Annotated in this window: 11 protein-coding genes; 6 read left to right on the top strand and 5 right to left on the bottom strand. The window is 61.3% G+C overall.

What is annotated here, in order from left to right:
* Nucleotides 1-30: 30 nt before the first annotated feature.
* From ACXYMO_RS14330 to ACXYMO_RS14320, 3 genes are all read right to left on the bottom strand, one after another.
* The gene (locus ACXYMO_RS14330) at nucleotides 31-1,191 is read right to left on the bottom strand and encodes an acyl-CoA dehydrogenase family protein (protein ID WP_458879401.1); all 1,161 of its coding nucleotides are present in this window, start codon (nucleotides 1,189-1,191) and stop codon (nucleotides 31-33) included.
* 15 nt (nucleotides 1,192-1,206) lie between these two features.
* Nucleotides 1,207-1,962: a class II aldolase and adducin N-terminal domain-containing protein gene (locus tag ACXYMO_RS14325; protein WP_458879400.1), complete on the bottom strand. Its 756-nt coding sequence runs from the start codon at nucleotides 1,960-1,962 to the stop codon at nucleotides 1,207-1,209.
* A gap of 66 nt (nucleotides 1,963-2,028) precedes the next feature.
* Nucleotides 2,029-2,448, bottom strand: a complete 420-nt coding sequence (locus ACXYMO_RS14320) for a VOC family protein (protein ID WP_458879398.1) — start codon at nucleotides 2,446-2,448, stop codon at nucleotides 2,029-2,031.
* A gap of 114 nt (nucleotides 2,449-2,562) precedes the next feature.
* On the opposite strand from ACXYMO_RS14320, the gene ade reads away from it, so the two are divergent.
* From ade to ACXYMO_RS14300, 4 genes are all read left to right on the top strand, one after another.
* Nucleotides 2,563-4,365 (top strand): adenine deaminase, encoded by a 1,803-nt coding sequence (gene ade / locus ACXYMO_RS14315; RefSeq protein ID WP_458879397.1) that lies wholly within the window; start codon nucleotides 2,563-2,565, stop codon nucleotides 4,363-4,365.
* Nucleotides 4,362-5,825, top strand: coding sequence for an AMP nucleosidase (locus ACXYMO_RS14310; RefSeq protein ID WP_458879396.1), 1,464 nt, complete (start codon nucleotides 4,362-4,364; stop codon nucleotides 5,823-5,825). Before ade ends, ACXYMO_RS14310 begins: the two co-directional genes overlap by 4 nt.
* Nucleotides 5,826-5,955: 130 nt before the next feature.
* Nucleotides 5,956-6,243, top strand: a complete 288-nt coding sequence (locus ACXYMO_RS14305; protein ID WP_458879395.1) for an HU family DNA-binding protein — start codon at nucleotides 5,956-5,958, stop codon at nucleotides 6,241-6,243.
* Between the two features lie 122 nt (nucleotides 6,244-6,365).
* Nucleotides 6,366-7,244, top strand: a complete 879-nt coding sequence (locus ACXYMO_RS14300; protein ID WP_458879394.1) for a DMT family transporter — start codon at nucleotides 6,366-6,368, stop codon at nucleotides 7,242-7,244.
* Between the two features lie 6 nt (nucleotides 7,245-7,250).
* Here ACXYMO_RS14300 and ACXYMO_RS14295 read toward each other — a convergent pair whose 3' ends face one another.
* Nucleotides 7,251-7,772 carry a glutathione peroxidase gene (locus ACXYMO_RS14295; protein WP_458879393.1) on the bottom strand — a complete coding sequence of 174 codons (522 nt, stop codon included), beginning with the start codon at nucleotides 7,770-7,772 and terminating at the stop codon, nucleotides 7,251-7,253.
* Nucleotides 7,773-7,926: 154 nt separating this feature from the next.
* Here ACXYMO_RS14295 and msrB point away from each other — a divergent pair, with 154 nt between their 5' ends.
* A complete protein-coding gene (gene msrB / locus ACXYMO_RS14290) occupies nucleotides 7,927-8,376 on the top strand; it encodes a peptide-methionine (R)-S-oxide reductase MsrB (RefSeq protein WP_458879392.1) in 450 nt (149 codons plus the stop codon).
* A complete protein-coding gene (msrA, locus tag ACXYMO_RS14285; protein ID WP_458879391.1) occupies nucleotides 8,373-8,876 on the top strand; it encodes a peptide-methionine (S)-S-oxide reductase MsrA in 504 nt (167 codons plus the stop codon). Before msrB ends, msrA begins: the two co-directional genes overlap by 4 nt.
* Before the next feature lie 8 nt (nucleotides 8,877-8,884).
* Here the strand turns inward: msrA and ACXYMO_RS14280 are convergent, their stop codons facing one another.
* Nucleotides 8,885-10,891, bottom strand: coding sequence for a hydantoinase/oxoprolinase N-terminal domain-containing protein (locus tag ACXYMO_RS14280; RefSeq protein WP_458879390.1), 2,007 nt, complete (start codon nucleotides 10,889-10,891; stop codon nucleotides 8,885-8,887).
* Between the last annotated feature and the right edge of the window lie 56 nt (nucleotides 10,892-10,947).

Below are 10,947 nucleotides of genomic sequence, written 5' to 3'. Positions count from 1 at the left end.
GGTCGCCGCGCGCGCGCGGCGAAACCATTCTCATGCCCCCAGCGCCCGAAGCAATTCGCGGCTGATGATATGGCGCTGAATTTCGGATGTACCGTCCCAAATCCGTTCCACCCGCGCGTCGCGCCAGAACCGCTCAAGCGGGTAATCGTCCATCAGCCCCATGCCGCCATGGATCTGAATGGCCGCGTCTGTCACCCGGGCGAGCATTTCGCTTGCAAACAGCTTGGCCGACGCGATTTCCCGGTTCGCCGACAGCCCCTGATCCAACCGGTCGGCCGCTGCCAGCGTCAAAAGATCGGCCGCATCGATTTCGGTGATCATGTCCGCGATCTGAAAGCTGACGCCCTGGAACTTGCCAATCGTCTGACCGAACTGTTCGCGCGTGGCCGCATAGTCGAGCGCATAGTCGAACACACGTCGCGCCCGGCCGACGGACATGGTCGCCACAGTAATGCGTGTGGCGTAAAGCCAAGTGTTCATCACCTGAAACCCGCCGTCCACCTCGCCCAGAACCTGTGCATCGGGCAGTCGACAATCGTCAAATTCCAGGATCATGTTCTTGTAGCCGCGGTGGCTGACGGATTTGTATCCGTCCCGGATGGTGAATCCGGGCGTCGCCCTATCGACCAGAAAGGCCGTAATTCTCTTTTTAGGCCCTTTTTCTGTCTGATCTTCACCGGTCGCCACAAAGACAATCAGGAAATCCGCGTGATCCGCGCCCGAGATGAAATGCTTGGTCCCGTTGACCACCCAATCGCCGCCCTCGCGGCGCGCGGCGCATTTCATGCCGCGCACGTCCGATCCGGCCCCCGGTTCGGTCATCGCCAGCGCATCCATTCGCTCTCCGCGCACGGCAGGCATCAGGTAGCGGTCTATTTGCTCCCCTACACAGGCCATCAGGATATTTTGCGGGCGCCCGAAGAAATGGTTCAACGCCATCGACCCGCGCCCCAATTCACGCTCAACCAGCGCAAACTCCAGGTGGTTCAACCCGGCGCAGCCAACGCTTTCAGGGAAATTGCACGCGTAAAACCCCAGATCAATGGTCTTTTGCTTGATCTCCTGCGCAATCTCGTGGGGCACTTCGCCCGTCCGCTCAACCAGGTCTTCGTGCGGATAGATTTCCTTTTCCACGAAACTGCGCACGGTCGAGGCGATCATTTCCTGAGCGTCGTTCAGGCCATATTGCATTGGGAATTTCCTGTATTAAGTCGCGTAATCTTCGCCGTCGTGGTCCAATATGGCCTTGAGTTCCGCCAGGTGCCGGTCGCCCTGTTCGGGATAGGTTTCCAGTTCCTGCGCGGTTTTCTCGGCAACCTCGTCGGGGAGGACACGCAACGGCCGACCGGTCTGCAGCGCCCGGATGTAGGTCTCGGCGGCGCGTTCGAAATAAAAGAGCCTGTTAAAGGTGTCCGCGACACTGTCGCCGATGACCAGCACACCGTGATTGCCCATGATCATGACCTTTTTCTTCGGATCGGTGAGCAACCCGGCACAGCGTTTGCCTTCGTCCTCGAAGGCAAGACCGCCATAGTGGTCGTCAATCACATAACGGTTGAAGAACGTCGCGCAATTCTGGTCGATCGGCGGCAGGCTGCTGTCGGCAAGTGACGCCAGAACCGTGGCATGGATCGAATGCACATGCATCACGCAGCGCGCATGCAGGCAATACCGATGCACGCCGCCATGCAGACCCCAGGCGGTCGGGTCGGGCGCATCCGGTCCGGTCATGGCCTCAGGGTCATTCACGTCCAGGTCCAGCAACTCACTGGCGCGAATGCGCGAAAAATGCACCTGATTGCGATTCATCAGGAACCTGGTGCCATCGTCATTGATCGCCAGCGAGAAATGGTTTGCCACGCCTTCGTGCATGTTCAGACGCGCGGTCCAGCGGAACGCGGCGGCAAGATCGACCCGCTCCTGCCAATGGGACATGTTCGGGCGCAATTCAGTGACGAGCATCGGTAGTCTCCTTTGGGTCAGTCGTGACGGTGAAATTCAGACCTCTCATGCCTGTTTGCGACATTTTCACAATGGGCGGCTGGGCACCCATGCATAGCCGTTTTCACACAGGATATAGGCCTCGCGCAGGCCATGAGGTTTGTCGGTCGGGGCTTGCAGGACGATTGCGCCTGCACTTTGCGCGCGGGCGACGGCATCGTCGGGGTCACTGTCATAAAGCCGAATTTCGATGCCGCCACCGCGCGGCGGGGTTTCTTGCACAAGCGAAAGCAGCGGGTTGGAATGATAGGTGCCGTCCGAATGGATCTGAAATACCTGATCGCCGTATTGGGCGATGGCGAAGTCATCCGTTACCTGATGGGGGATGACGCCAAAAACAGTCTCTAAAAAGGCACATTGCGCCCGCACGTCCTGTACCAAAAGGTTCAGCCCGATGCCTTTCAGGGATTTGCCGAAATCTTCGGCCGATATGGTTTCGTAATTCATGTCCAGAGGGTTGCGCAGTTCGTCCCGTTTGGCAACGCCGATTGCCCCGGGTCACGACAGGATCGGGCGTCCGATTGGGGTTGCGCCCATCCCCGGGTTCAGGACAATTGGCGCATGGAACACACACCCTTTCCCAGCTGGCCAGATGTGGCCGCCCGCCTGATTGCCGTTGCAACAGGGCGCGAGCCGGCCGATCTGGTCATTCGCGGCGGGACCTGGGTGAACGTGCACAGCCGCGAATGCCTGCCCGGTCATGACATTGCCATCGCGGCCGGGCGTATTGCCTTTGTCGGGCCGGACGCCGCCCATTGCACCGGCCCCGAAACCGAGGTGATCGAGGCCAACGGACGCTTCATGCTGCCCGGTCTGTGCGATGCGCATATGCATATCGAATCCGGCATGCTGACCCCGGCCGAATTTGCCCGCGCGGTCATTCCGCATGGCACCACGTCGATGTTCACCGACCCGCATGAAATCGCCAACGTTCTGGGCCTGCCCGGCGTGCGTTACATGCATGACGAGGCTTTGCTGCAACCGATCAACATCTTCACCCAGATGCCGTCCTGTGCGCCCTCGGCGCCCGGCCTGGAGACAACGGGCGTCGAAATCACGCCCGAGGATGTGGCCGAGGCGATGCACTGGCCGGGCATCATCGGTCTGGGTGAGATGATGAACTTTCCCGGCGTGTCCAATGCCGACCCCAAGATGCTGGCCGAAATCGCCGCCACCCAACGGGCCGGTAAAACGGTGGGCGGGCACTATGCCTCGCCCGATCTGGGCCCCGATTTTGCCGGCTATGTCGCCGGTGGCCCTGCGGATGATCACGAAGGCACCTGCGAGGCCGACGCCATTGCCCGTGTCCGGCAAGGCATGCGGTCGATGATGCGCCTGGGCAGCGCCTGGTACGATGTGGAAAGCCAGATCACCGCCGTGACGGAAAAAGGGTTGGACCCGCGCAATTTCATCCTGTGTACGGATGATTGTCATTCCGGCACGCTGGTCAACGACGGGCATATGAACCGGGTCGTGCGCCATGCGATTGCCTGTGGATGCGATCCGCTGATCGCCCTGCAGATGGCGACGATCAACACCGCCACGCATTTCGGACTTGAGCGGGAAATAGGCTCTGTTACGCCCGGACGGCGCGCCGATGTGATCCTGAGCTCGGATTTGACGACGCTGCCCATCGAACATGTCATTGCCCGCGGCGTCACCGTGGCGAGGGATGGCAATTGCCTGGTGGACTGCCCGCATTTCGACTGGCCCGACAGTGCCCGCAACACCGTGCATCTGGGCCATGCGCTGACCGACGCCGATTTCGAAATTCCCGCACCGGACGGTGCCAATGCCGCCCGCGCCAACGTGATTGGCGTGATTGAAAATCAGGCCCCGACCAAGGCACTGCAACTGGATCTGCCGGTGCAGGACGGCCTGGTACAGGGCACGGAGGATGTGTGCCAGATCGCGCTGGTCGAACGGCACCGCGCCACTGGCGGCGTGGTCAACGGGTTCGTGTCGGGCTTTGGCTACACCGGAAACATGGCCATGGCCTCGACCGTGGCGCATGACAGCCATCACATGATCGTGGTGGGCACCGACAGGGACCAGATGGCGCTGGCCGCCAACCGGCTGGCCGAGGTGGGCGGCGGCATCACCGTCTTTCGCGAGGGACGCGAACTGGCGCTGGTCGAACTGCCAATCGCCGGGCTGATGTCCGACAGCCCCGCCCAGGACGTGGCCGCCAGGGCCGACCAGATGATGCAGGCGATGCGCGACTGCGGCTGTTCCCTGAACAACGCCTATATGCAGCACTCCCTGTTGGCGCTGGTCGTCATTCCGGAATTGCGGATATCCGACCTGGGTCTTGTGGATGTGCGCGAATTCAAGAAAATCCCTTTGTTAGAGCCCGATTCATGAGCATCATCGACACGCCAAGCACCATTCAGGCAGAACAGTTCACCGACGCGACCCAAGCCGTGGACCGGCTGATCGAACTTTACAGCCAGGCGACCGATTTCCTGTGCACGCATTTCGTGCAAGTGATGCAAAACGGCGCGCCCGCCCATCGCATCCGTGCCTTTTACCCGGAAATCCGCGTGACCACGACGACCTATGCGCAGGTCGACACCCGGCTGAGCTATGGCCATGTATCAGCGCCGGGCACCTATGCCACGACGGTCACCCGGCCCGACCTGTTCCGCAACTACCTGATCCAGCAGATCGGCCTGTTGATCCGCAATCACGGTCAGCCGGTCACTGTCGGCCCGTCAGATACCCCCATTCCGGTCCATTTTGCCGTCTCGACCCGGCCCGACATCACCGTACCACAGGACGGCGCCACCGATTTCACCCTGCGCGATGTGTTTGACGTTCCCGATCTCAGCACAACGAACGACGACATCGTCAACGGAACCTATGTCGGGCCGGACCACGTCGGGCCGCTGTCCCTGTTCACCGCCCAGCGCGTTGATTATTCGCTGGCGCGCCTGTCCCATTACACGGCCACCAATGCCGAACATTTTCAGAACCACGTATTGTTCACCAACTACCAGTTTTACGTATCCGAGTTCGAGGCCTATGCCCGGGACCGGCTGTCGGACCCGGACAGCGGTTACTCAAGCTTTGTCAGCACGGGGAATATCGAAATCACCGACGCGCAAACGGTGATCGAACCGCCGTTGAAGCTGCCGCAGATGCCGACCTATCACCTCAAGCGTCCGGACGGGTCGGGGATCACGCTGGTCAATATCGGGGTTGGCCCGTCGAACGCAAAAACCGCGACCGACCATATTGCCGTGCTGCGCCCGCATGCCTGGCTGATGGTCGGGCACTGCGCCGGGCTGCGCAACACACAGGCGCTGGGTGATTTCGTACTGGCCCACGCCTATCTGCGCGAAGATCACGTTCTGGACGATGATCTGCCCGTTTGGACCCCGATCCCGGCCCTGGCCGAAATCCAGATCGCATTGGAGCAGGCCGTCGCCGAAGTGACCGAACTTTCGGGGTACGAGTTGAAGCGCATCATGCGCACCGGCACCGTCGCCACCATCGACAACCGGAACTGGGAACTGCGCGACCAGTCCGGCCCGGTGCAGCGCCTGTCGCAATCGCGCGCCATCGCGCTGGACATGGAAAGCGCGACAATCGCCGCGAACGGATACCGGTTCAGGGTGCCCTATGGCACCTTGCTGTGCGTGTCGGACAAGCCGCTGCACGGGGAATTGAAACTGCCCGGCATGGCGTCGGATTTCTATAATGAACAGGTTTCGCGCCACCTGGGCATCGGAATCCGGGCAATGGAAACCCTGCGTACCATGCCCCTTGAACGGCTTCACAGCAGGAAATTGCGGTCATTTGACGAAACGGCATTCCTTTAAACGCAAGAAATGGCCAAAAAATGCACGTTTTGCCCTTGGCAAAGACCACTATTCGTTGTGTTCTCCCACCATATTCCGTTAAAACACGGGAATGAGGCCCAATAGCTCGGGCAGTTGAAGGAGAAAAACAATGGCAAAACCAATGACCAAAACTCAGCTTGTCGCTGCGCTGGCCGACGAAATGGGCACTGACAAGAAAGTCGCAGGCGGCGCTCTGGACGCAGTATGCGCCCTGATCACACGCGAAGTATCGGGCGGCGGCGCAGTGACCCTGCCCGGCGTCGGCAAAATCTATTGCCGCGAACGTCCTGAGCGTATGGTGCGCAACCCCGCCACCGGCGAACAGTTCAAGAAAGAAGCCGACAAGGTCGTCAAGATGACCATCGCCAAAGCGCTGAAAGACAGCGTGAACGGCTGATCTTGCATCAGGCATGAATTTCGGAAAGGGTCGCCCTCGTGGCGGCCCTTTTTCTTTGGCGCGCAAATCCGCATCGAATTTCCAAACGGGGTCACGACATCCCGAAGCACAAGGCAAACCGCATGGACACGCGCGCAATTCTGATGGGTCTGGCCTTTGCCTTCATGTGGTCCTCGGCCTTTACCTCGGCGCGCATCATCGTGGCGGATGCCTCGCCGCTTTATTCACTGGCGCTCCGGTTTCTTGTGTCGGGTCTGCTGGGTGTGGCCATCGCGCGGAGTCTTGGCCAAAGCTGGCGGCTGACGCCCCGGCAATGGTACGCAACGATCCTGTTCGGAATTTGCCAGAATGCCCTTTATCTGGGTCTGAATTTCGTCGCCATGCAAACGGTCGAGGCCGGTCTTGCCTCGATCATCGCATCAACCATGCCGCTGCTGGTGGCGATGGCCAGCGCGATTTTCCTTGGCGAACGGCTCAGGCCGCTGGGTGTTCTGGGCCTGCTTGCGGGTGTCGGGGGTGTCGTCTTGATCATGGGCAGCCGGATCAGCAACGGCGTCGATCTTTACGGCGTCGCCCTGTGCGGCATCGCTGTTCTGGCCCTGGCTTTTGCGACCCTGGCCGTGCGCGGCGCCACGTCGGGCGGAAATTTCATGATGATCGTCGGTTTGCAGATGCTTGTCGGGTCGGTGATCCTGTTCACGGCGGCCCCGATGGTGGAAACCTTTTACGTCAATCCGACCTGGAAACTGGCCGCGGCCTTTACCTATACCACACTTGTTCCCGGCCTTGCGGCGACGTTCGTCTGGTTCCTGCTGCTTGACCGCATCGGCCCCACCCGCGCGGCCACGTTCCATTTTCTGAACCCGGTATTCGGTGTGGCAATCGCCGCCGCCCTGTTAGGGGAAAACATCGGACCACGGGATGTGATCGGCGTTCTGATCGTCACCATGGGCATTCTCGCGGTTCAGATGTCGCGTCAGCCGCCGGTGAAACGTCCCTGATCAGGCCTAGTTCAACAACGCTTCGATCTGTTTGGTGATCACGCGTGACTCGGGCTTGGTCACCGACCCCCAGGTGGCCACTACCCCACCGTCAGGCCCGATCAGGACCTTGTTGAAATTCCAACCCGGCTCAAACCCGGTTTCCTGCTTCACCGCTTTGAAAAAGGGATGCGCATCGGACCCGCGCACATGGGTGATGTCGGTCATCGGAATATCAAGCCCATAGGTCAATTCGCAAAATTCCTTGACCTCTTCGGCGCTGCCCAGCTCTTGGCGGAAATCATTCGACGGAACGGCCAGCACAACCAGCCCGCGGTCGCGATACCGATCATAAACCTTTTGCAGACCCTCATATTGCCCGGTGAACCCACATTGCGAGGCCGTATTGACCACGAGGATCGGCTGTCCGCGCCACTGTTCGATCGCCAGCGTCCCGCCGTCGATGGACGCAAACGTTCCGCCAATATCCTTGGCAGGTGCCATCTGCGCCGCGACCGTCAGGAAAAGCACCAGTAGAAGGCGTGTCATCAGATTTTCTCCCCTGATTTACACTCTGTTTACGCTCAGGCAGAGCGATTGGATCACATTCCACGATACACACACAAATGCGAGCGGGTGTAATATTGCTTTGATTTTGCCGGCATCGCCCCATTTACTGACCAAAGGCAGCGCAGAGGACACCATGACACAATACACCAAGGATCCGGCGGCAATCGCAAGCCTGTCCAAAGAGGAATATTACGTTACCCAGCAAAGCGGCACGGAACGGCCGGGCACCGGCAAGTTGCTCAACAACAAGGAACCGGGCATCTACGTCGACATCGTGTCGGGCGAACCGTTGTTTGCATCGGGCGACAAATACGAAAGCGGCTGTGGCTGGCCCAGTTTCACCAAACCGATCGTGCCCGCCAACGTGGACGAGTTGGAAGATCGCAGTCTTGGCATGATCCGGACCGAGGTTCGCTCGAAACATGGCGACAGCCATCTGGGCCACGTCTTTCCCGACGGTCCGCGCGACCGGGGCGGGCTACGCTATTGCATCAATTCGGCCTCTCTCAGGTTCGTCCATCGCGACGATATGGAGGCCGAAGGCTACGGCGAATATCTTGGCCAAGTGGAGGATGTGACATGACCGAACGCGCAGTGCTTGCAGGTGGATGTTTCTGGGGCATGCAGGATCTGATCCGCAAACGCCCCGGCGTGATTTCGACCCGCGTCGGGTATACTGGCGGCGATGTGCCCAACGCGACCTATCGCAACCATGGCACCCATGCCGAGGGGATCGAGATCATCTTTGATCCTGCGGTGATCAGCTTTCGCGACATTCTGGAATTCTTCTTTCAGATTCACGACCCGACCACGCCAAATCGTCAGGGCAATGATGTCGGGCTCAGCTATCGCTCGGCCATCTATTACGCGGATGACGACCAAAAAACCGTCGCCGAAGACACCATTGCCGATGTGAACGCCTCGGGCCTGTGGCCCGGCAAGGTGGTGACCGAACTGGAACCGGTCGGCGATTTCTGGGAGGCCGAGCCAGAGCATCAGGATTATCTGCAACGGCTGCCCAACGGGTACACCTGTCATTTCATCCGCCCCGATTGGGTCCTGCCCAAGCGTAAGGCGTCCTGAGACCGCCCTCAGTCGCGCGTCATGCGGGGGCGTCCGCTGGCCTCGACCGTAACCTCGGCTTCGACAAAGACCTCGCGCGCCTCGGCGCGCGCGGTCCTGATGTCGCGGGTCGCCTCGACATGGACATCATCAGCACCGGCCTCGCGGACCTCTCGCTCGGTCTGGTCGCGCAAAACAGTCTCTAACCGGGCCATTGCCGCGTCTGCCGAGGCGAAATCCTCTGGCCCCTCTGCCAGATGCACCCGGTATCGGCCTTCGGAGGGCGAGGTGATTGTCCCGCTCTTGCGCATTGTGATCCGCCCAACCACTGCGCCAATCGCATTGGCCACACCCGCATGCGCGGGCAGGATCATCCGGCAGTGCAACCGCTCGCCGACCACGGGGTAATAGGTCGGGGCCGACGCACCCAGCCCCACGACATCGATATTCAGCCCGGCATCCAGCGCGACAATCCCCCGGTGATTGTCCAGGCCCTTTCGCATCAGCACATGGCGCGCCAGCTGATCGGGCGGCAGGCCGAAATCCTCGTCTTCCTCGGCAAAAGCAATCTCTAACAGGGTCAAAGCGGTCTGTTCGGTCAGCTGGTTGATGATCATCTGGGCCAGTTGCCCCGGATCCGGGGCCAACCGGTCGCCCGATCCGGTGCGCCGCCGCGCCAGGATGACCAGCGCCTTGCGTGCGGCATATCCGTCCCAACTGTCCAACCGGCCCAGAACATGGGCCGCGTCCGAGGGCGTCACGCCCGCCAGCTGCACCAGCCCGCGATCCACCAGCCGGGTCAGGGCGCCATTCTCCATCCGCGTCCGCAGAACGGCCCCCAACGGGTGCACATCAGTTCCGATCCGGTCCAGCAGGTCCCGTTCGCGTGTGCCGATCCCGTCCGCGCCGATCCCTTGAACGGCGCGCACAAACCGACCGTCATGTTCGCCCACGGTCTGTGCACCCAGTTGGGAATCGAGCGCGCGATGCACCACCTCGGGGGCGTCCAGCGCCATCAGGGACACGGGCACCACGCGGCGCGGGCCCAGCGTGACACCGCCCTGCAACCCTTCGGTCTGCACATGGACCTGACTGTCACCGCCCAGCCCCGTGGTGCGCATGGCAACTGCCTCGACCATGGTGCGGAACGCCCCGACGCGGGCCCCCGCCGGATCAATGGCGGGGCGCCCGTCGCGCAGGATGGCCACATCGGTCGTCGTCCCGCCAATATCGGACACCAGGGCATCCTGTGCCCCGGTCAGCCACCGCGCCCCCACGATCGAGGCCGCCGGGCCGCTGAGGATGGTCTCGATCGGCCGGGTGCGCGCCTGTTCCGCGGACATCAACGCCCCGTCACCGCGCACCACCATCATCGGCGCGGCAATTCCAAGGTCGTGCAACGTGTGCTGCGCCCGTCCGATCAGACGGTCGATCATGCCGATCAGCCGCGCGTTCAACACCGCCGTCACCGCCCGTTTCGGCCCGTTCAGCCGCGATGACAGGTGGTGAGAGCAGGTCACAGGCACATCGCTGCGAGCAGAGATGATGCGCGCCACCTCAAGCTCATGCGCGGGATTTCGGGTGGCGAATTGTCCGGCGACAGCGATGGCCGAAACGCTGTCCATATGTGTCTCTAAAAAGGTATTTAGCGCGTTCGTATCGAGGGGCGTAACCTCGGCACCGGCGTGGTTGTGCCCGCCAGCCAAGACCAGAACCGGGTCACCGCGCAGCACCTCGGTCAGCCCGTGTTTGTCAGGATCATCGACGCCAAACCCGATATAGACCAGCGCGACGCGCCCGCCCTGCCCTTCGACCAAGGCATTGGTGGCCAATGTCGTGGACAGGGACGCCAGCGCGATCTGGGCGGGCGCGATACCGGACTGATCCAGAACCGCGCGCACCGCCGCGCCCACGCCAATGGCCAGATCGTGCCGCGTGGTCAGCGCCTTGGCGCTGGCGATCACATCGGCCTCGTCGCGCAGCAGTACCGCGTCGGTATAGGTTCCGCCTGTATCCACCCCCAGCAGCACGGCCATGCGGGTTCCTCCTTGCCCAGTTGCCTTGGGGTTTACCTGTTGCAGGGGCCGCGTCC

This window comes from Arenibacterium sp. CAU 1754, assembly GCF_054482635.1.
This window is presented reverse-complemented; position numbering and strand designations above follow the sequence as displayed.

Bases quoted from the DNA above. Each gene is read 5' to 3' on its own strand.
- ACXYMO_RS14330 (WP_458879401.1), bottom strand. From the start codon at position 1,191: ATGCAATATGGCCTGAACGACGCTCAGGAAATGATCGCCTCGACCGTG.
- ACXYMO_RS14325 (WP_458879400.1), bottom strand. From the start codon at position 1,962: ATGCTCGTCACTGAATTGCGCCCGAACATGTCCCATTGGCAGGAGCGG.
- ACXYMO_RS14320 (WP_458879398.1), bottom strand. From the start codon at position 2,448: ATGAATTACGAAACCATATCGGCCGAAGATTTCGGCAAATCCCTGAAA.
- ade (WP_458879397.1), top strand. From the start codon at position 2,563: ATGGAACACACACCCTTTCCCAGCTGGCCAGATGTGGCCGCCCGCCTG.
- ACXYMO_RS14310 (WP_458879396.1), top strand. From the start codon at position 4,362: ATGAGCATCATCGACACGCCAAGCACCATTCAGGCAGAACAGTTCACC.
- ACXYMO_RS14305 (WP_458879395.1), top strand. From the start codon at position 5,956: ATGGCAAAACCAATGACCAAAACTCAGCTTGTCGCTGCGCTGGCCGAC.
- ACXYMO_RS14300 (WP_458879394.1), top strand. From the start codon at position 6,366: ATGGACACGCGCGCAATTCTGATGGGTCTGGCCTTTGCCTTCATGTGG.
- ACXYMO_RS14295 (WP_458879393.1), bottom strand. From the start codon at position 7,772: ATGACACGCCTTCTACTGGTGCTTTTCCTGACGGTCGCGGCGCAGATG.
- msrB (WP_458879392.1), top strand. From the start codon at position 7,927: ATGACACAATACACCAAGGATCCGGCGGCAATCGCAAGCCTGTCCAAA.
- msrA (WP_458879391.1), top strand. From the start codon at position 8,373: ATGACCGAACGCGCAGTGCTTGCAGGTGGATGTTTCTGGGGCATGCAG.
- ACXYMO_RS14280 (WP_458879390.1), bottom strand. From the start codon at position 10,891: ATGGCCGTGCTGCTGGGGGTGGATACAGGCGGAACCTATACCGACGCG.